Here is a 21,281-nt window from a genome sequence, read left to right on the forward strand (position 1 = left end):
GCGCTGGCGTTGGAGCTGTGACCGAGAGGCCGAAGGTGCTCCCCTGCTAAGGGAGTATGCGGGCAAAACCTGCATCGAGGGTTCGAATCCCTCCGGCTCCGCCAACCATCTATGTCAAACGGGTCCCTTTGGGGCCCGTTTTTCTTTTTGTGCTTTCGCGTTCTGTTCGGTTGGGCAAAGGTGCGGGTGGGTGAGGCGCGCTGCTCCGCTCATGTCGCCCGGCCCTCCTCCTTTACTTCGCTACGCAGCGCACCTCACCCACCCGCACCTTTGCTGCTGCGACATTGGGCTTCGCGTCACGCAAACCCACCGCCACTTGAGCGGCAGGCGGCATGGGTAAGAGGCTCCGTGTGTGGCGGCGAGCAGCGCAGCACCGAGGGGTGGCGTGCGTAGCACGCTTCGTCCTCTGACTCACGGGGACTGTTTGACCAGAGCGCACCGAAGGGGCGCGGCGGGAGTTTCCCCGTGCACCCCTCGGTGTGAGCAGCGCAGCGAAGTCGGCCGGAGGCCGACCGCCACAGTCGGAGCCTCTTACCCATGCCGCCTGCCGCGGCCCCATCACACCTGCACACAAATATTCCCAAGCGCGGACAAAGTCTCCGGGTTTTCCCGTTTCCAAATTTTGGAAGCGATTCCACAATCCGCACCCAGACAGACGAAAGCGCTTTCGAGGTCCGAGGTTGAACGGCGCTGGCGGCTGAGGCTGGCGCCGCGTCACGCCCCCCAATGACGAACGCCGTTCCGTGGTGCCCACGCAGTGGCACGACAACCGAGGAGACGAAGCGAAATGTTCCGAGAACTTCCCAGCGGGGATGGCCGCAGGCTGCGGCATGCCCCGAGCATCCGTTCATGGGCCTGGCTGTGGGCCTGCATGGCCTTCGTGCTGTCCATGGTGGCGCTGCCCGCGCGCGCCGCAGACTACACGCAAGGTGTCGCCGTGTCCGGCAACACTGCCACCATCTGGTTCAAGTCCAACGTCAGCACGACGTGGGTGGACGTGCACTACACCGTCAACGGCGGGGGCCAGCTCAACGTGCGGATGACGTATTCGTCCGCCAATGCCCGCTACGAGCAACCAGTGACGGCGCCCAGCGGCACGGTGCTGAACTACTCGTTCACCTACAACAACGGCACGCCGGCCTACGACACGCCGAGCTTCAGCTACACCGTTGGGACGACGCAGCCACCCACCGGCACCATCTGCTTCTATGAGAACGCCAACTACGGGGGCGCCTCGTTCTGCGCGGACGCCAGCAGCTCGTGGGTAGGCTCGACGTGGAATGACCGCGTGTCGTCGGTGAAGGTCACCAGCGGCTATGCAGTCGACCTCTACAACGACATCAACTACGGCGGCAGCACCGTGCGGCTCACGGCGGACACGCCCAACCTGGTGTCGCTGAACTTCAACGACATCATGTCGTCGTTCAAGGTGGGAACGAACAGCACGCTGCCCACCTCCGACACGCCGGACTTCGGCCCCAACGTGTCCGTCTTCGACACGAGCACGCCGATCTCCACCATCCAGTCCAAGCTGGATGCGGCGTTCAATGCGCAGCTGCTGAGCCCGACCGCGCAGTTCGGCACCCAGCGCTACACCTTCATGTTCAAGCCGGGCCAGTACAACGGCGTGTTCGCGAACCTGGGCTTCTACACCTCCGTCGTGGGCCTGGGCCAGAATCCGGATGACGTGCGCCTGCAAGGCACGTTGAACGTGGACAGCGGCTGGAACTACGGCGACACGGCGAACGCCACGCAGAACTTCTGGCGCTCGGCCGAGAACGTCTCGTTGGTGCCCAACGGCGGCACCAACCGCTGGGCGGTGTCGCAGGCCGCACCCATGCGCCGAATCCACATCATCGGCAACCTGCATCTGGGGCCGTCCAACCAGGGCAACGGCCAGGGCTACTCCAGCGGCGGCTACATCGCCGACAGCAAGGTCGACGGTTCCATCTCGTCGGGCTCGCAGCAGCAGTGGTACACGCGGGACAGCAACATCGGCATCTGGTACGACGGTGTGTGGAACATGGTGTTCTCCGGCGTCGTCGGCGGCCCGGCCACCACCTTCCCGTCGCCGCCGCACACCGCGCTGGCCACTACGCCGGTGTCGCGCGAGAAGCCCTACCTGTACGTCGATGGCGCCGGCAAGTACCGCGTGTTCGTGCCTTCGCTGCGCACGAACTCGTCGGGCGCCACCTGGGCCAATGGTGCGACCCCGGGCACGTCGATCCCGATGAGCCAGTTCTATGTCGCCAAGCCCAGCGACAGCACCGCCACGCTGAACCTGGCCCTGTCGCAAGGGCTGAACCTGTTCTTCACGCCGGGCACCTACCACCTGAGCGAGACGATCCGCGTGACGCGCGCCAACACCGTCGTGCTGGGCATCGGCTTCCCGACGCTCGTGCCCGACAACGGCGTGGATGCGATGACCGTGTCCGACGTGGATGGCGTGAAGGTGGCCGGCCTGCTGTTCGATGCCGGCACCGTCAACAGCCAGGCGTTGCTGACCATCGGCGCCGCCGGCTCGACGGCCAGCCATGCCGCCAACCCGACCACCGTGCAGGACGTGTACTTCCGCATTGGCGGCGCGGTGGCCGGCAAGGCGACCAACAGCCTGGTGGTGAACAGCAGCAACACCATCGTTGACCACATCTGGGCCTGGCGTGCCGACCACGGCAGCGCGCCCACGGGCTGGACGGTGAACACCGCCGACACCGGCTTGCTGGTGAACGGCAACAACGTGCTGGCCACCGGCCTCTTCGTCGAGCACTACCAGAAGTACAACGTGGTGTGGAACGGGCAGGGCGGCAAGACCATCTTCTTCCAGAACGAGATGCCCTACGACCCGCCCAGCCAGGCCACCTGGCGCAGCGGCGCGAACGGCTATGCCGCCTACAAGGTGGCCGACTCGGTGACCTCCCATGAGGCCTGGGGACTGGGCAGCTACTGCTACTTCAACGTGAACCCGTCCATCCACGCGGATCGCGGCTTCGAGGTGCCCAACAACGCGAACGTGAAGTTCCACAGCGTCTTCACGGTGTCGCTGGGTGGCGTGGGCGTGATCGACCACGTGATCAACAACACCGGCGGGCCGGCGCAAGGCACGTCCACCATCCCGGTGAACGTCGTCAGCTTCCCCTGACGATGGCCAGTTGACCCGGGTCCCACCGGCCCGGCAGGCAAGGCCCATCGCCCACAAGGCGATGGGCCTTTGTCTTTGGCGAGAGCGGGTTCAGTCCTTGCGCTGGCGCCTGGCCTTCCAGCCGACGAGGCCGAGACCGCCGAGGATCAGCGCGTAGGTTTCCGGCTCGGGCACGGCACCCACGCCGCCGCCCGAAGCCGTGAGGCCGGCCACCGCGTCGATCTCATCGTCGTCGCCGAAGTACGGACGCAAGGCCTGAGACCCCACCGCGGCCACCGAGACGTAGCGGAAGGTCGCGGTCGGGTCCGACAAGGTCCACACCGTGGTGAAGCCATCTGCCAGCGCGGTGGAGTCGGCCTCCCAGCCTTGCATGTAGACCTCGCTCAGCGTGGCCAGGTGCCAGTCCGACAGGCTGGAGGAGGTCGGATCGTTGCCGAGGTAGACCGTGTACTCCACCACCTCGTAGGGCAGCGGGCCATGGTCGACGATGGGGAACACCACCGCCTTGTTGGCAGCGCCGCCCAGGTCGAAGATGTTGCCGGTCCAGGGCTTGTCGTCCGAGGGCTTGTCGCTCAGGCTGCCCGCGCTGTTCTGGATCCACGAATAGTCACGCGCGTTGCCCGGGTTGGCGACCAGCGACGGCTGGGTGTAGCCGTAGGTCATCTTGTTGATGGTCGTGCCGTTGCCCGTGACGTTCTCATGTCCTGCGACCAGGCTGCCAAAGATGAGGCCGCTCGGGTCCGTCCAGGTGCCGGTGCTGATGTGAAGCTGGCCGGCGCCGCTGCCCACCGAGAAGCCCAGGTCGGCGAAGGTATGCGCGCTGGCGCCCTGGAACATCGTGTCGTAGTCGGGGTCTCCGGGGCCGGAAATGAACGCCGCGCCGGCCAACGGACTGAGGCCGAGCAGGGACAGTGCAATCGAGCCCGCGCGAGCGGCTCGATGCAGACGATCGATGGTCATGGTGTCCTCCAGTGGAGAAGGTGCCTGGATGGCAACTGCTTGTGCGCGGGCGACACAACCCGGGAGCTCGATCCGCCCGCCAGATCGCCTGCGGAAAATGCGCCGAATCGGCAGTGCGGGCAACCCCCCGAACTTGGGGGTGGGTCAGGTGATGCTCAGGCGACCAGGTCCTGAGGGGCGGTGGCGATGTGGTCTTCTCCGAGGTCTCGCCACATCTGCGCGGGCGAACCCAGCGCGAAGCCCTGCGCGCAGTCCACGCCCACCGCACGCAGGCGGCGCAAGGTGTCGGCGTCTTCCACCAGCGGCGCGATGACCACGAGGTTCAGCGCGTGGGCCAGCCCGGTCATGGCGCGCAGCAGGGGCTCGCCCAGCTCGTCGCCCTGCAGGCTTTGCACGATGTCGCCATCGAACTTCACCGCGCCCAGGGGCAGGCGGCGCAGGTCGTCCAGCGCGACGAAGCCCCGTCCGTAGCCATCCATTACCAATGTGAGGCCCAGGCGCGTCAGCTCGCGCAGCTCGGGCAGCAGCGTGGCCAGGCGGTGGGGGCCGTCCTGGTCCTTGAGTTCCAGGCAGAGCTGGCCGGGCGCGAACATGCCGCGGCGCAGCAGGTTCGACAAGCGGGCGCGGTAGCCGGGGTCCATCAGCGAGGACGTGGCCACGTTCACGTGCAGCCGTGCACCCTGCGGGGGGCGACGATGCGTCATCAGCGAGGCGAGGTGATCCAGCACCCAGGTGTCCAGCGCCGGCATCAGTTCGAAGCGCTCGGCCTGCGGCAAGAAGGCGCAGGGCGCGAGCGGCGCGCTGGCATCCACCAGGCGCAGGAACACTTCGTAGCCGTAGAGCACGGGCCGGGTGAGGTCCAGGATAGGCTGGAACTGCAGCGAGAAGTCGCCCGCCGCCAGTGCCCTGCGCAGCCGTTCGGACCACGACTGCTCCAGGCTGGCCAGCATCTCCGCATCGTCGTTGGCATCGAACATGTGGATGCGGTTGCGGCCATGGCGCTTGGCGATCTGGCAGGCCGCATCCGCGCAGTTCATGGCATGCGCCGGCGTGAGCGTGTGGCGGTTCAGCCGCGCGATGCCCACGCTGCCGGAGACCTCGAAGGCGCGGCCTTCGTAGATGAAGTTCGTCTCGTCGAGGATGGTGCGGAACTGTTCGGCCAGCGAGGCGATGTGCGCCTCATCGACGTTGCGCAGCAGCACCGCGAATTCGTCGCCCGACAGCCGCGCCACCAGGTCGGACTGCCGCGAGCGGGACTTCAGCTTCTGGCCGATGCTGGTGAGCAGCGCATCGCCTGCCGCATGGCCGGCGGTGTCGTTGACGTGCTTGAAGCGGTCCAGGTCGATGAACAGCAAGGCGGAGCGCTCGGCGCTGCGCTTGAGCCGCAGCAATTCCTGCTCCAGTGCGTTCTCGAAGTACGCGCGGTTGTACAGCTTGGTGAGGTGGTCGTGGTGCAGCTGCCATTGCAGCTCGGCCTCGAAGCGCTTGCGCTCGGCGATGTCGCGGAAGGCGACCACCGCCCCCACGCAGTCGCCGTCGCGGTATTGCGGCCGCACGGTGCATTCGACGCTGAAGGCATGGCCATCGGCGCGCCAGAACACCGTCTCCCAGTTGCTCAGCGAATCGCCCAGTTCATAGGCCTGCTGCAGGAAGCAGGTGTCAGGCGGGATGGGCTTGCCGCGCTCGTCGGCGAAGTGGATCTTCTGGTGCGCCAGCATGCCCACCACGCGCTCGGCATCGGGCCACTGCAGCAGGCGCAGCGCGGCAGGGTTGACGAAGGTGATGTGGCCTTCGCGGTCCACACCGTACACGCCATCGCCCACCGAGCCGAGGATGAGCTCCAGCCGCATGCGTTCGCCTTCGAGCCGCAGCTCGCGCTCGCGCAGCGTGGCCATGCTGTGCACGCGGGCGAGGAAGAGCTCGTTGGACTCGGTCTTGAACATGCACTCGCTCGCGCCGGCGGCCAGGCAGTCGCTGATCAGGCCGTCTTCGTAGGAGCCGGTGAGGATGGCCAGCGTGAGGTCGCGGGTGGCGGGCAGCTCGCGCAGGGCATGGCACAGCTGCGCGCCGTTCATGCCGGGCATGTAGTAGTCGACGATGGCGAGGTCGAAGCGCTCGGTGCCCTTCACCACCTCCAGCGCCGCCTCGGCACTGTCGCAGGCGGTGACGGCGTAGCCATGGCTCTTGAGCAGCCGCTGGTAGGTCACGCGGCTGGTGCGCGAATCGTCCACCAGCAGGATCTTCAGGCCCCCACCGGCAGAGGGCGTGCGGCGGCGGGTTTCGCGCGCCACCTGCGCCAGCAGGCCGCGGGTGAGGCGGGGGGCTTCGGCATGGCGGTCCCAGGGCAGGGCGAGGCTGTAGGGGCGCTCGTGGATGCCCGATTCGTCCAGCGGCTCGAAGTCCGAGTGCACCAGCATCGCCGCCACGCGCTGGCAGTCGGCCTGGCCCAGGCGCCGCATGAGGGCCTGCCGCACGGCGGGCTTGGCGGTGGACCAACCGATGAGCACCCCCGACAGGCCGTGCGATACCTCACGGTCCAGGTCGGCCAGGGCGGCCTCGTCCGCGGGCACCGAGTGCACGTCGAAGCTGTGCCGAAGCAGCAGCTTTTCCATGCCGCGGCGCAATGTGGGAGACGACTCGATCAACAGCAGGCGGTGCATGTGGGGTCCGCGCTATGCCGTGGGCTTTTGTTGTGGGAACGAAAAGCCAGTGTCTCATGTCACTGGCGCCGATGGAGTGGGGATTTGCGCCGCGGATCAATACCGGCCTGCACCGAGGGCAAAGCCGAGAACAATTCCTCGATCGCGTTGTTGCCGGCCGGCAGGCGCAGAATGCGCCGCCATGTACACCCTCTTCGGAACCCAGGGCTCGGGCTCGGCCGCCATCGAGGTGGCGCTGGAGGCGGCACAGGCGCCATTCCGCGTGGTCAGGGCTTCGTCGTGGGAGCCCGATTCGGCCCTGAGCAAGCTGCGGCAGGCCAACCCGCTGGTGCAGATTCCCACCTTGCAACTGCCCGACGGCAGCGTGCTCACCGAGAGCGCGGCCATCCTCATCCACCTGGGGCTGGAGTTTCCGCAGTCGCACATCCTGCCGCCGGACCACGCCATGCGCTCGCAGGCCATTCGCGGGCTGGTGTTCATCGCGGCGAATTGCTATTCGGCGGTGAGCGTGACGGACTACCCCGAGCGCTGGTGCGTGGACATCGACGAATCGGCCCGCCAGCGCATCGGCCGCGGCGCGCGCGACCAGCTGCACCGCTGCTGGGAGATCTTCGCCGACACCTTCCCGGCGCGGCCTTTCCTGAACGGAGAAGCGCCGGGCGGGCTGGACTTCCTGGCGGCCGTCGTGTCGAAGTGGTCAGGCACGCGGGCCCACCTGAAGGCCACGCGGCCGGAGTTCATCAAGGCGCTTCAGCGCATCGAGCAGCATCCGCTGGTGGCGCCGGTATTCGCACGGCATTGGCCCGGCTGAGCCGCGGTCAGTGCGCGCGGAATTCCCGCCACGACGCGGCTTCCAGTTCGGCGGCCTCGAAGGGGGTGAGGTCGCAGCACTCGATCCACATCACGGCCGCCAGTTCGCGGCGCACGTCTTCACTGATCTCGGGCCGAAGGGTTTCCAGGTAGCGGGCGAACAGGTCCTGCCAGGGCCTTTGCGGCATGCTGGGGTAGCTGGTCCAGACGGCCATCTCAAGCCTCCAGGGGCATTCGGAACAGGTCGTCGGCGAGCTGCTCCGGGCAGCCCTGGCCGCCGAAGGATGCATGCAGCTCACGGGCCAGCTCGGCCGCTTCCTGCGGGGTCACGATGCGGTGCCTGAGCAGTTGCTGCGCACAACGGTCGACCCAGGCGCTGGATGCCGGATGTGCGTGTTGGAGTTCTGTCATGGGGCCTCCTGCTGATGTTGACTCCATGCTAGGGAGGCCGCGTGACCGGCGCATTCGGCCGGATGCCCGAATGCGTGTCGGCTGATGCCTACATCATCCCCCGCACATATCGCGATGAAGCACCACAACGCTCTGGGTGAAGCATGGATGACGCGCCGCCGCGCAAAGATCAGCCACTGGATGATGTTCCGTTCCTGGAGGTGCGAATTCCGGCCCTTGAGCCAGGCGTTCTTCAGGGCACCTCGGTCTCCCCGCCAATGGACTGAATGGGATCTCCCTGGAACACGCTGCTTCCTGCAGGCAACCCAATATCCATGTGCCAAAGCAGCGCACTGGAGGCCGACACTTCATGCACGGAGACTGGTCCGGTTGCCCCCACCAGACCGGCTGGTGTGCCGAATGTGACGACCGTGTTCCCGTTGCTGACACGGCGGGCAGAGCTGATGATCGTGGCCCAAATGTCCGGGTTCGGCCGATACTGCCATGCAGTGTTGACTGTGTGCGTGGCAGGATCCAGGGCCAGTTCCAGCGCTCGAGAGTAGTGGCTGCCGTCCGCTCTGGCATAGCCGTTGTCGAAGAGCAGCACGTGATTCGGGGCCACTTCACGGGCTGAATGCTGCCCGGAGGTCACTTGGTCGAGGGTAACAGTGTATGTGCTTCCGACGCCCCCAAGTCGCCACTCGATAGAGCCGAAACCAGGGGCAATAGAAATGACCTGATCAAGGAAGTGGAAGGAGACCAGCGTGTTTCCTCTGGGGCCAACCGACACATGATTGGCGTGAAACCAATCGTTGGGCACTGACCGCGGACCAATGTCCACCGTCGGGTCAAGAAAATCAAAGGCGCGCCAGCGACGATCGAGCGCATTGGTTTGGGGATCCCATTCCCAGATTTCCTCGCCCTGGATCGTGACCCCGTTGAAAACTCGAGGGTCCAAGGTCAGAAACAGCAAGGTATTGGCCGGGGTGGCTATGACGCCATGATGCATTCCATGCCCAGCCGGGAGGCTCGTTGAAGGCAGCGTTGACACGACCTCGCCAAGCGAATTGAATTCCGTCAGTGAGTTTGTAAGGACGACCCAGTTGCCGTTCGCGCGCTGCGCTGCACCTTGTGGAGCTGTTGTGCGACCGTACCAGACGATGTGCCCCTGTGTATCGACAATGACACCGCCATTGAAGGTTGACCGGACAGAAAGGAACACGAGTGGCTGCGTGGCAGTCCCCGATGGCGAAAAAGTGATGGCACGCAGATCGTCAGGCAACTGCGCCGTCGTGAACGTGCCGGCATGGACCCAGATGGTCGAGCCTGCGGACGTTCTCAGTCCTACGCGATATTGGTAAGTGCTCTCCGCGCGCAATCTGGGGAGTGCCAGCGTATGCGAGACAGCGTTGTCAGAGCTGGAAACGCGCAGGCGCGGTCCGCCCGGACTCCAGTACTCGACATCTACGGCAGACGCCGTAGACAGTGATATGTCCAGACTCCGGAAGATGGGCCCCTTGTCCTGCACCGTTGCCGAGACAGATACATCGTCACCGCCGCCACAGCCGGCCAGAATGGTCATGGCGACAATGAGCAGGGTAATCAACTGCCGCCAATTGGCTTGACGAACAGGGCGAAGAATCCCACTGCAATTGGTCATTGCACAAGTCTCCCTTTGGACGAAAACCGCCTGGGCGGATCGTGCACGTGCGGCTCGGTACTTGCAAGCAAGCGCCTTGTCCCCTTGCGGACTTCGAATCTGTCAGTCGAACGCCGAACGGTCGAGGCGATGCGAAAATCCGCTCTCCTGCTTCCATGCTCCCCGCCGTGACCCACAACCCCTGGCGCCTGTCCGTCGCTCCGATGATGGACTGGACCGATCGCCACTGCCGCTACTTCCACCGCCTGCTGACCCGGCGCACCCGGCTCTACACCGAGATGGTGACCACCGGCGCGCTGCTGCATGGCGACGTGCCGCGGCACCTGGACTTCAACGCGCAAGAACACCCGGTCGCGCTGCAGCTGGGCGGCAGCGAGCCCGACGACCTGGCCCACGGCGCGAAGCTGGCTCAGCAATGGGGCTACGACGAGGTCAACCTTAACTGCGGCTGCCCCAGCGAACGGGTGCAGCGCGGTGCCTTCGGTGCCTGCCTGATGAACGAGCCGCACACCGTGGCCGACGGCGTGAAGGCCATGCGCGATGCGGTGAGCATTCCCGTCACGGTCAAGCACCGCATCGGCGTGGACAAGACCGAGAGCTACGAGTTCGTGCGCGACTTCGTGGGCACCGTGGCCGACGCCGGTTGCGAGGTCTTCACCGTTCATGCGCGCAACGCCTGGCTCAAGGGCCTGAGCCCGAAGGAGAACCGCGAGATCCCGCCGCTGCGCTACGAGATCGTCCACCGGCTCAAGCGCGACTTCCCCGCGCTCACCATCTGCATCAACGGCGGCGTGACCACCGAGGAGCAGATCGCCGACCAGCTCGGCCACATCGACGGCGTGATGGTGGGCCGCGAGGCCTACCACAACCCCTGGATCATGGCTGGATGGGACCAGCGCTTCTTCGGCGATGCGCCCGTGCATCGCGAGCGTTGCGAGGTGGAAGCGCAGATGGTGGCCTACATGGCGCGCTGCGTGGCGCAGGGCACGCCGTGGTCGCATGTCGCGCGGCACATGCTGGGCCTGTGGAACGGCATGCCTGGCGGCCGCCGCTGGCGGCAGGTGTGGTCAGACCATCGCCTGAAGACACTGCCGCCGCAGGAGGTCGCCGACCTCGCCACCGCGGCCCGGCTGGGACGGCAGGCCATGTCCGCCAGCTCCGCCCTGGCGCCGGCCGTGGGCGATTGACGGGCGAGGCGTCCAGACGTCGATGGAAGGCCTTGCCCACCCCTGCCGCGCCGGTGCAAACGCCGCCGTAAATTTTTCCGGGGCGGCTGTTCCCGCAAGGTAACTCTCACCTCATCCACGCCCCGCAAAGCCCTGGCGTCCCAGGGAGAACAGCGCCCTCGTACAGACCCTGATGCGCGTGGCACGGGCTGTGCTCTCAGCCAGCCCATGTTCGCGTTCAAGCGTGCGCACGCTCGTGCCGGGTGTCCGTGCGCGTGGAAGCAATGTGGGGGACAGGGGTTCGAGATGAACCTGATGACGGGGACCTGCCAATGATTGCCTACGACGAATCCACGCTCCTGGCCCCTGCCGAGGAGCTGTCGGCGCTGCTGAATGCGCTCACCGCCTTGCGCAAGGGCGACGCCACCGTGAGGCTGCCCGCGCACTGGACCGGCCTGCCGGGCAAGGTGGCCGATGCCTTCAACGACGTGGTGGAGCTCAATGCCAGCATGGCCGCCGAGATCTCCCGCCTGCGCCAGGTGGTGGGCAAGGAGGGCAAGCTCAAGCAGCGCGCCTCCGTGCCGCAGGCCCGGGGCTTCTGGGGCGAGCAGGTGGACAGCATCAATGCGCTCATCGACGACCTCGTGCACCCGACCTCGGAAGTGGCCCGCGTGATCGGCGCGGTGGCGCAGGGCGACCTGAGCAAGTCCATGGCGCTGGAGGTGGAAGGGCGCGAGCTGGAAGGCGAGTTCCTGCGCACGGCAAAGACCATCAACAAGATGGTGGAGCAGCTGGGCAACTTCTCCGCCGAGGTGACGCGCGTCGCCCGCGAAGTGGGCACCGAGGGCAAGCTGGGCGGACAGGCGAAGGTGAAGGGCGTGGCCGGCACCTGGAAGGACCTGACGGACTCGGTGAACTCCATGGCCGGCAACCTGACCGACCAGGTGCGCAACATCGCCGACGTGACCACCGCGGTGGCCAAGGGTGACCTGTCCAAGAAGATCGACGTGGACGTGAAGGGCGAGTTCCTCACGCTGAAGAACACCATCAACACCATGGTGGACCAGCTGCGGTCCTTCGCGTCGGAAGTGACGCGGGTGGCGCGTGAGGTGGGCACCGAAGGCTCGCTGGGCGGCCAGGCGCGGGTGGAAGGCGTGTCCGGGACGTGGAAGGACTTGACGGACTCGGTGAATTCCATGGCCGGCAACTTGACCTCGCAGGTGCGCAACATCGCGGACGTGACGAAGGCGGTGGCCGCGGGCGACTTGTCCAAGAAGATCACGGTGGACGTGAAGGGCGAGATCCTGGAACTGAAGAACACCGTGAACACCATGGTGGACCAGCTTCGGTCCTTCGCGGCTGAAGTGACGCGGGTGGCCCGCGAGGTGGGCACCGAAGGCAAGCTGGGCGGCCAGGCCGACGTGCAGGGCGTGGCCGGCACGTGGAAGGACTTGACCGAGTCGGTGAACTTCATGGCCGGCAACCTCACTTCGCAGGTGCGCAACATCGCCGAAGTGACGACTGCGGTGGCGGCAGGCGACTTGTCCAAGAAGATCACCGTGGACGTGAAGGGCGAGATCTCCGAGCTGAAGAACACCATCAACACCATGGTGGACCAGCTGCGGTCCTTCGCTGCGGAAGTGACGCGTGTGGCCCGTGAGGTGGGCACCGAAGGCAAGCTGGGCGGTCAAGCCGAAGTGCAGGGCGTGGCCGGCACGTGGAAGGACCTGACCGACTCCGTGAACTCGATGGCGTCGAACCTCACGTCCCAGGTGCGCAACATCGCCGACGTGACCAAGGCCGTGCAGGCCGGTGACTTGTCCAAGAAGATCACCGTGGAGGTGAAGGGTGAGATCCTCGAACTCAAGGCCACCATCAACACGATGGTGGACCAGCTCTCGTCCTTCGCCGCGGAAGTGACCCGCGTGGCCCGTGAAGTGGGCACCGAAGGGCGCCTCGGTGGCCAGGCCGAAGTGGGCGGCGTGTCCGGCACCTGGAAGGATTTGACGGACTCGGTGAACTCGATGGCCGGCAACCTGACCTCGCAGGTGCGCAACATCGCCGACGTGACGAAGGCGGTGGCGGCGGGTGACTTGTCCAAGAAGATCACGGTGGACGTGAAGGGCGAGATCCTGGAGCTGAAGAACACCATCAACACCATGGTGGACCAACTGCGGTCGTTTGCGGCTGAAGTGACCCGCGTGGCCCGTGAAGTGGGTACCGAAGGCAAGCTGGGCGGCCAGGCCGACGTGCAGGGCGTGGCCGGCACGTGGAAGGACTTGACCGAGTCGGTGAACTTCATGGCCGGCAACCTCACTTCGCAGGTGCGCAACATCGCCGAAGTGACGACTGCGGTGGCGGCAGGCGACTTGTCCAAGAAGATCACCGTGGACGTGAAGGGCGAGATCTCCGAGCTGAAGAACACCATCAACACCATGGTGGACCAGCTGCGGTCCTTCGCTGCGGAAGTGACGCGTGTGGCCCGTGAGGTGGGCACCGAAGGCAAGCTGGGCGGTCAAGCCGAAGTGCAGGGCGTGGCCGGCACGTGGAAGGACCTGACCGACTCCGTGAACTCGATGGCGTCGAACCTCACGTCCCAGGTGCGCAACATCGCCGACGTGACCAAGGCCGTGCAGGCCGGTGACTTGTCCAAGAAGATCACCGTGGAGGTGAAGGGTGAGATCCTCGAACTCAAGGCCACCATCAACACGATGGTGGACCAGCTCTCGTCCTTCGCCGCGGAAGTGACCCGCGTGGCCCGTGAAGTGGGCACCGAAGGGCGCCTCGGTGGCCAGGCCGAAGTGGGCGGCGTGTCCGGCACCTGGAAGGATTTGACGGACTCGGTGAACTCGATGGCCGGCAACCTGACCTCGCAGGTGCGCAACATCGCCGACGTGACGAAGGCGGTGGCGGCGGGTGACTTGTCCAAGAAGATCACGGTGGACGTGAAGGGCGAAATCTCTGAGCTGAAGAACACCATCAACACCATGGTGGACCAGCTCTCATCCTTCGCGGCGGAAGTGACGCGTGTGGCCCGTGAAGTGGGCACCGAAGGCAAGCTGGGCGGCCAGGCCGACGTGCAGGGCGTGGCCGGCACGTGGAAGGACCTGACCGAGTCGGTGAACTCGATGGCTTCCAACCTCACCTCGCAGGTGCGCAACATCGCCGACGTGACGAAGGCGGTGGCCTTGGGCGACTTGTCCAAGAAGATCACGGTGGACGTGAAGGGCGAAATCCTGGAGCTGAAGAACACCGTGAACACCATGGTGGACCAGCTGCGAAGCTTCGCGGCCGAAGTGACGCGGGTGGCTCGCGAAGTGGGCACCGAAGGCAAGCTGGGCGGCCAGGCCGACGTGCAGGGTGTGGCCGGCACGTGGAAGGACCTGACCGAGTCGGTGAACTTCATGGCCGGCAACCTGACCTCCCAGGTGCGCAACATCGCCGAAGTGACGACGGCCGTGGCCAAGGGCGACCTCTCCAAGAAGATCACCGTGGACACCAAGGGCGAAATCCTGGAGCTGAAGAACACCATCAACACCATGGTGGACCAGCTGCGGTCGTTTGCGGCTGAAGTGACCCGCGTGGCCCGCGAGGTGGGCACCGAAGGCAAGCTGGGTGGCCAGGCCGACGTGCAAGGCGTGGCCGGCACCTGGAAGGACCTGACCGACTCCGTGAACTTCATGGCCTCCAACCTCACGTCCCAGGTGCGCAACATCGCCGACGTGACCAAGGCCGTGCAGGCGGGCGACCTGTCCAAGAAGATCACGGTGGACGTGAAAGGCGAGATCCTCGAACTCAAGGCCACCATCAACACGATGGTGGACCAGCTCTCGTCCTTCGCCGCGGAAGTGACGCGCGTGGCCCGCGAGGTGGGCACCGAAGGGCGGCTGGGCGGACAGGCCCAGGTGCGCGGCGTGTCCGGCACCTGGAAGGACCTGACCGACAACGTGAACTTCATGGCAGGCAACCTGACGTCGCAGGTGCGCGGCATCGCCAAGGTGGTGACGGCCGTGGCCGACGGCGATCTGAAGCAGAAGCTGACGGTGGAAGCCAAGGGCGAGATCGCCGCGCTGGCCGACACCATCAACAGCATGACGGACACGCTGGCCATCTTCGCGGACCAGGTGACCTCGGTGGCGCGCGAAGTGGGCGTGGAAGGCAAGCTGGGCGGCCAGGCCAAGGTGCCGGGCGCCTCGGGCACCTGGAAGGGCCTGACGGAGAACGTGAACCAGCTCGCGGCCAACCTCACGACGCAGGTGCGTGCCATTGCCGAGGTGGCCACCGCGGTGACGCAGGGCGACTTGACGCGGTCCATCACGGTGGAGGCGCTGGGCGAAGTGGCGGCCTTGAAGGACACCATCAACGAGATGATCCGCAACCTCAAGGACACCACGCAGAAGAACACCGAGCAGGACTGGCTGAAGACCAACCTCGCGAAGTTCTCGCGCATGCTGCAGGGCCAGAAGGACCTGGTCACCGTGGGCCAGCTCATCCTGTCTGAACTGGCGCCGGTGGTGGGCGCCCAGCAGGCGGAGTTCTACGTGCTCACCCACATCGACAACGAGCCCAAGCTCAAGCTGTTCGCCAGCTACGCCTCGGGCGGCCAGGCCTCGCACGGCAAGGAGATCGAACTGGGGCAGGGCCTGGTGGGGCAGTGCGCCATCGAGAAGGAAAAGATCCTGCTCACCAACGTGCCGAGCAATGCCTTCCGCGTGGCCACGGGCCTGTCGCAGACGGCGGCGCTCGACGTGCTGGTGCTGCCCGTGATCTTCGAGGGCCAGGTGCGCGGCGTGCTGGAACTCGCATCGCTGGAGCGCTTCAACCCGTCGCACCAGGCCTTCCTCGATCAGCTGACCGAGTCCATCGGCATCGTGATCAACACCATCTCGGCCAACATGCGCACGGAAGACCTGCTGATGCAATCGCAGTCCCTCGCGCAGGAGCTGCAGAGCCGGCAGGAAGAACTGCAGCAGACCAACGAGGAGCTGCAGGAAAAGGCGCGCCTGCTGGCCCACCAGAACCAGGAGGTGGAGCGCAAGAACCAGGAAGTGGAGCAGGCCCGCCAGGCGCTGGAAGAAAAGGCCGAGCAGCTCGCCCTCACGTCCAAGTACAAGTCCGAGTTCCTGGCCAACATGTCGCACGAGTTGCGCACGCCGCTGAACTCGCTGCTCATCCTGTCGGACCAGCTGTGCAAGAACACCGAGGGCAACCTGCTGCCCAAGCAGGTGGAGTTCGCCAAGACCATCCACCTGTCGGGCAACGACCTGCTGATGCTCATCAACGACATCCTGGACCTGTCCAAGATCGAGTCGGGCACGGTGGCGGTGGACGTGAGCGAGCTGCGCCTGGACGACCTGCAGCGCAGCGTGGACCGCAGCTTCCGCCACGTGGCGGAGTCCAAGCACGTGGGCTTCGTCATGAACCCGGTGCAGCCGCTGCCCAAGTCGGTGGTGACGGACGTGAAGCGGCTGCAGCAGATCATCAAGAACCTGCTGTCCAACGCCTTCAAGTTCACGCACCAGGGGCAGGTCACGCTGTCCATCGCGCAGGTGGAAAGCGGCTGGTCGCGCGACAACGAGGAGCTCAACCGCGCACCGTCTGTGCTGGCCTTCTCGGTGTCGGACACCGGCATCGGCATCTCGCCGGACAAGCAGCAGATCATCTTCGAGGCCTTCCAGCAGGCTGATGGATCGACCTCGCGCAAGTACGGCGGCACGGGCCTGGGCCTGGCCATCAGCCGCGAGCTGTCGCGCCTGCTGGGCGGCGAGATCAAGCTGGTGAGCGCGCCGTCCGAAGGCTCCACCTTCACGCTGTACCTGCCGCAAAGCTACAGCCCGGTGCGCAGCGCGCATCGCGGCCGTGCCCACGAGGTGGAGGCCAAGGCCAATGTGGAACAGCGCCAGCGCGACGCCGAACGCAGCGACCGCGAAGAGACTCGGAGCCCGTCCAAGCGCGACGCCGTGGAGGTGTCCTCGATGGACGTGATGCACGAGGCCGAATCCACGCTGCTGCAAGCCAACGTGGCCGACGACGACCGCAACGACATCAGCACCGGCGACAAGGTGCTGCTCATCGTGGAGAACGACCTGGGATTCGCCAAGGTGCTGCTGGAGGCGGCGCGCCGCAACGGCTTCAAGGGCCTGGTGAGTACCACGGGTGGTGCCGCGCTGGCGATGACGCGCGAATACCAGCCCTCGGTGATCACGCTGGACATCTTCCTGCCCGACATGGAAGGCTGGCGCATCCTCGAACGCCTCAAGGGCGACCTCGCGACGCGGCACATCCCGATCTGCGTGGTGTCCACGGACGATTCGCGCCAGCGCGCGCTGAACTCCGGCGCCATCGGCTTCCTGACCAAGCCGCTGCAGTCGGTGGACGTGGTCAACGACGCCCTGGCCCACCTCTACCAGTTCGCCGACCGCAGTGCCAAGCGGCTGCTGGTGGTGATGGAGCCGTCGCCGCTGCGCGAGGAGTACCTGAGGTGCCTGGACAGCGAGACGCAGATCGACGTGGCTGACAACGCACAGGCTGCTCGCGCCAAGCTGTCCAGCGGCGGCATCGACTGCCTCGTGACGGACGGCCGGATCGACGACTTCGGGCCTGAAGATGTGATCGAGACGCAGGAGGGCCGGCCGCTGTTCCGCCAGTTGCCCATCGTGCTGTACTGCGACGAGCAGGCCGATGCCAACACCGAGTGGAAGCGCGGCCACAGCGCCTTCGCGCTGCGCGAGGCCCACACGCTGGAACGCCTGCTGGATGCCACCGCCTTCTTCCTGCACCGCGGCACGGCAGCGATGTCAGAGCAGGAGCGGCAGTCGGTGCAGGCGCTGTACGACTCGCAGCGCGTGCTCGAAGGCAAGAAGGCGCTGATCGTCGACGACGACATGCGCAACATCTTCGCGCTGGCGACGGTGCTTGACGACCAGGGCATGGTCATCGTCTCGGCCGACAACGGCCGCGATGCCATCCGCCTGGTGCAGGAAGACCCCTCGATTGACATCGTGCTGATGGACATCATGATGCCCGAGATGGACGGCATTGCCACCATGAAGGAGATCCGCAAGCTGCAGCGCGGCAAGAACCTGCCCATCGTGGCGGTGACGGCCAAGGCGATGAAGGGTGACCGCGAGAAGTGCATCGAGGCCGGGGCCTGGGACTACCTGTCCAAGCCGGTCGACACGACGCACATGCTGACGGTGCTGCGGAGCTGGCTGTGCCAATGAAACGCGACGGACCGGCGCCCGCACCGTTCGCGGTGACGGGCGCCGACGACCTTGACGTGTGGGACGAGAAGTCCAACATCCTGGTCGTCGACGACCTGCCGGAGAAGCTGCTGGTCTTCGGCACGGTGCTGGAAGACCTGGGGCAGAACCTCGTGTTCGTCAACTCCGGCAGCGATGCTCTGCGCGAGGTGCTCAACCGCGAGTTCGCGGTCATCCTGCTGGACGTCAACATGCCCGACATCGACGGGTTCGAGACGGCTGCGCTCATCCGAAAGTACAAGCGCTCGGCGCACACGCCCATCATCTTCATCACGGCGTATGCCGACGAGATCCAGACCGCCAAGGGATATTCGCTGGGCGCGGTGGACTACATCCTCTCGCCCGTGGTGCCCGACGTGCTGCGCAGCAAGGTCAAGGTCTTCGTGGACCTGCACCAGATGCAGCGGCGCGTGCGGCGCCAGGCCGACGAGCGCGTGGCGCTGGTGGCCGCCGAGACCGCGCGCCTGCAGGCCGAGGAGAACGACCGCCGCTCCAAGTTCCTCTCGCACGCCAGCCGTGTCCTCAGCGGCTCGCTGGACGTGACCATCGGCACCCAGCTGCTGCTGGAACTGGTGGTGCCCGGGCTCGCCTCGTTCGCGCTGCTGCAATTGATGGAAGACGGCTCGCCGCTGTCGCAGGTGACGGTTGGCGCGCCGGGTGCGGACCAGCTCGTGGCCGTGGTGAAGACGCCTCACGGCCGGCTGCCGGCGGCCATGCAGGAGGCGCTGGAAGAGGCCGCATTGCAAAAGCAGCGCGTGGTGCTCTCGCAGAATCACCTGAGGCGCATGAGCAGCGAGTCGTTCGGATTGAGCGGCCCCATGCTGCTGCGCTCGGCCGTGGCCGTGCCGCTGCTCATCGGCGAGCGCGTGCTGGGCGTGCTGGTGGTGGGCACGCAGCAGCCCGATTCCGTGAAGGCGGTGCGCGACTGGGCGGCGTTGGAAGAACTGGCCAGCCGCGCGGCCATTGCCTTCGAGAACGCGCACCTCTACCGCAGCCTGCAGGCCGAGATCATCGAGCGGCGCACGGCCGAGGCCGAGCTGCAGGAGGCGAACCAGCGCAAGGACGAATTCCTCGCCATGCTCTCGCATGAACTGCGCAATCCGCTCGCGCCCATCCGCAATGCGCTGGAGGTGATCCGCCGCATCGCGCCGCCGGACCCGAAATTCACCTGGGCCGGCGACGTGATGGACCGGCAGGTGCGGCATCTCACGCGGTTGGTGGAAGAGCTGCTGGACGTGGCGCGCATCAGCCAGGGCAAGATCCAGCTCAACCGCGAGTCGGTGGACCTGGCCGCCGTGATCGCGCAGAGCGTGGAGACGGCGCAGCCCTTCATCGACGCGCGCGGCCACACGCTGACGGTGAAGCTGCCCGAGACGCCGGTGCGGCTGCAGGGGGACTTCGCGCGGCTGGCGCAGGTGGTGTCCAACCTGCTGCACAACGCGGCCAAGTACAGCGAGGACGGCGGACGCATCCAGGTCGAACTGGCCGCGCAGGATGGCGAGGCGCAGATCGTCGTGCGCGACAACGGCATCGGCATCGAGCCGGCGCTGCTGCCGCGCATGTTCGACCTGTTCGCGCAGGGCACGCGCTCGCTGGACCGCATGCAAGGCGGGCTGGGCGTGGGCCTCACGCTGGCGCGGCGGTTGGTGGAGTTGCATGGCGGCCGCGTGGAGGCCAAGAGCGACGGCCCGAAGCAGGGCGCGGAGTTCCTCGTGACCATTCCCTGCGTGAGCGTGGTGGGCCATGAGCCTCAGCCGGCCGATGCGTTCAGGACCTCACGGCCGGCGATGGGCAGGCGCATCCTCATCGTTGACGACAACCAGGATGCCGCCGAAAGCGTGGCGCAGTACCTGCAGCTCGAAGGCCACGAAGTGAAGACCGTGGGCGACGGCATGCAGGCACTGACCTGCGCGCCGGTATTCGCGCCGCAGATCGTGGTGCTGGACATCGGCCTGCCGGTGCTGGACGGCTATGAAGTGGCCAAGCGCATGCGCATGCTGCCGGCCACCAAGGACGCATTGCTGGTGGCGCTGACCGGCTATGGGCAGAAAGAGGACCAGCAGCGCGCCCGCGATGCCGGCTTCGACAAGCACTTCGTCAAGCCGACCGATCCGCGGCTGCTGGTGGAGTTGATCTCGCAGTGGCCAGCACGTCCACCCGTTGCGGCCCAGGACGAAACCGCGACTGCCGAATCAAACGGCCGCTGAGCCATTGCCGCGACCCGGCCAGGTTGCCAGCACGACGCCTGCCAGCGCCAGCCCGTAGGCGGCCGCCTGCACCGCGCTGAACTGCTCGCCCAGCAACAGCACGCCCACCGTCGCGGCGCTGACAGGCAGCATCACGGTGAACACGCCGGCAGACGATGCCGGCACATGCCGCAACCCCGTCATCCACAGCCACACGGTGAACATGCTCGCTGCCAGCGAATAGAACAGCAGCAGCACCCACGACGAGGCATGGACCGTGCTGAAGTCGAAATGCAGCGCCTGCCACAGCCCGAACGGCGTGACCAGCGCCAGCCCCCAGAGATTGACCAGCGCGCTGATTCGCTTGGCCGACAGATTGCCCGTGAGCCGCTTGCCGATGACCACATAGCTGGCCTCGCAGAACACCGCGCCCACCAGCAGCAGGTTGCCCACTAGCGAGCCGCCGGCCGCGCCTTCGTGCTTGACCAGCGACACCAGCGCGATGCCGCCCACGGCGCAGGCGATGCCCAGGGCCACGCGAGTGCTGATGCGCTCCTTGAGGAAGATGGTGGACAGCAACGCGACCACACCGGGGATGGCGGCCATGATCACGCCGGCAGCCAGCGCCGAGGTCATGGCGACGCCGAAGAGCATGCAGATCGAGAAGAGGAAGTTGCCGAGGAAGGATTCGAGGAACAGCAGCCATCGGTCGTGCGGGCTCATGGGCGACTCGGCGGCTGAACGCTTCACCCACGACAGCATGGCCACGGCCGCGATGCCAAAGCGCAGCCAGGCCAGCAGGAAGACCGGGAACACCACCACCAGCAGCTTGGAAAAGCCCACGTAGGTGCCGACCAGTGCCATGGCGCTGGCGAGGCTGAGGTAGGACAGCCAGGGGGCGTGGTGCGAGGCGTGCGGGGAGGACTGCATCGGCGAGGGCGCAAGGGTCTCGAAGCTGCGGATGATGCCTGCAAACCGCCTGCGCCTCGTGGCGGGCATGCCGTGTGCCGCACTTCGTGAGAGACCGCGGGGCCTTGGCAGGCGGCCA

11 protein-coding genes and 1 tRNA gene are annotated in these 21,281 nt (G+C 66.2%); 6 read left to right on the plus strand and 6 right to left on the minus strand.

Going from position 1 to position 21,281, the window contains the following annotated elements; genetic code table 11:
- Window positions 1-11 precede the first annotated feature (11 nt).
- Window positions 12-104: transfer RNA gene (locus DZC73_RS24520), tRNA-Ser, on the plus strand.
- Window positions 105-787: 683 nt separating this feature from the next.
- Window positions 788-3,139 (plus strand): peptidase inhibitor family I36 protein, encoded by a 2,352-nt coding sequence (locus DZC73_RS24525; RefSeq protein WP_198414951.1) that lies wholly within the window; start codon window positions 788-790, stop codon window positions 3,137-3,139.
- A 90-nt stretch (window positions 3,140-3,229) separates the two neighbouring features.
- Here DZC73_RS24525 and DZC73_RS30065 read toward each other — a convergent pair whose 3' ends face one another.
- Window positions 3,230-4,099, minus strand: a complete 870-nt coding sequence (locus DZC73_RS30065; protein ID WP_235835263.1) for a PEP-CTERM sorting domain-containing protein — start codon at window positions 4,097-4,099, stop codon at window positions 3,230-3,232.
- Between the two features lie 155 nt (window positions 4,100-4,254).
- Window positions 4,255-6,759 (minus strand): GGDEF domain-containing response regulator, encoded by a 2,505-nt coding sequence (locus tag DZC73_RS24535; protein WP_124543004.1) that lies wholly within the window; start codon window positions 6,757-6,759, stop codon window positions 4,255-4,257.
- Between the two features lie 181 nt (window positions 6,760-6,940).
- Here DZC73_RS24535 and DZC73_RS24540 point away from each other — a divergent pair, with 181 nt between their 5' ends.
- Entirely contained in the window at window positions 6,941-7,570 is a 630-nt protein-coding gene (locus DZC73_RS24540; RefSeq protein ID WP_124543005.1) for a glutathione S-transferase family protein, read from the plus strand.
- 7 nt (window positions 7,571-7,577) lie between these two features.
- Here the strand turns inward: DZC73_RS24540 and DZC73_RS24545 are convergent, their stop codons facing one another.
- The 3 genes from DZC73_RS24545 to DZC73_RS24555 all read right to left on the minus strand — a co-directional run bounded on the left by DZC73_RS24545 (window position 7,578) and on the right by DZC73_RS24555 (window position 9,619).
- Window positions 7,578-7,784 (minus strand): hypothetical protein, encoded by a 207-nt coding sequence (locus DZC73_RS24545; RefSeq protein ID WP_124543006.1) that lies wholly within the window; start codon window positions 7,782-7,784, stop codon window positions 7,578-7,580.
- 1 nt (window position 7,785) lies between these two features.
- Window positions 7,786-7,980 carry a hypothetical protein gene (locus DZC73_RS24550; protein WP_124543007.1) on the minus strand — a complete coding sequence of 65 codons (195 nt, stop codon included), beginning with the start codon at window positions 7,978-7,980 and terminating at the stop codon, window positions 7,786-7,788.
- A 232-nt stretch (window positions 7,981-8,212) separates the two neighbouring features.
- On the minus strand, window positions 8,213-9,619 hold the full coding sequence (locus DZC73_RS24555) for an aryl-sulfate sulfotransferase (protein ID WP_124543008.1): 1,407 nt from the start codon (window positions 9,617-9,619) through the stop codon (window positions 8,213-8,215).
- A 155-nt stretch (window positions 9,620-9,774) separates the two neighbouring features.
- Here DZC73_RS24555 and dusA point away from each other — a divergent pair, with 155 nt between their 5' ends.
- The 3 genes from dusA (at window position 9,775) to DZC73_RS24570 (ending at window position 20,254) form a co-directional block, all read left to right on the plus strand.
- Entirely contained in the window at window positions 9,775-10,806 is a 1,032-nt protein-coding gene (dusA, locus tag DZC73_RS24560; protein ID WP_124543009.1) for a tRNA dihydrouridine(20/20a) synthase DusA, read from the plus strand.
- A 311-nt stretch (window positions 10,807-11,117) separates the two neighbouring features.
- Window positions 11,118-18,008 carry a HAMP domain-containing protein gene (locus tag DZC73_RS24565; protein WP_124543010.1) on the plus strand — a complete coding sequence of 2,297 codons (6,891 nt, stop codon included), beginning with the start codon at window positions 11,118-11,120 and terminating at the stop codon, window positions 18,006-18,008.
- Window positions 18,005-20,254: a response regulator gene (locus DZC73_RS24570; protein WP_124543011.1), complete on the plus strand. Its 2,250-nt coding sequence runs from the start codon at window positions 18,005-18,007 to the stop codon at window positions 20,252-20,254. Before DZC73_RS24565 ends, DZC73_RS24570 begins: the two co-directional genes overlap by 4 nt.
- Here the strand turns inward: DZC73_RS24570 and DZC73_RS24575 are convergent.
- Window positions 20,240-21,163, minus strand: coding sequence for a DMT family transporter (locus DZC73_RS24575; protein ID WP_124543012.1), 924 nt, complete (start codon window positions 21,161-21,163; stop codon window positions 20,240-20,242). The genes DZC73_RS24570 and DZC73_RS24575 overlap by 15 nt on opposite strands.
- Window positions 21,164-21,281 lie beyond the last annotated feature (118 nt).

The organism is Rhizobacter terrae, assembly GCF_003852895.1.
Taxonomy (GTDB): domain Bacteria; phylum Pseudomonadota; class Gammaproteobacteria; order Burkholderiales; family Burkholderiaceae_C; genus Albitalea; species Albitalea terrae.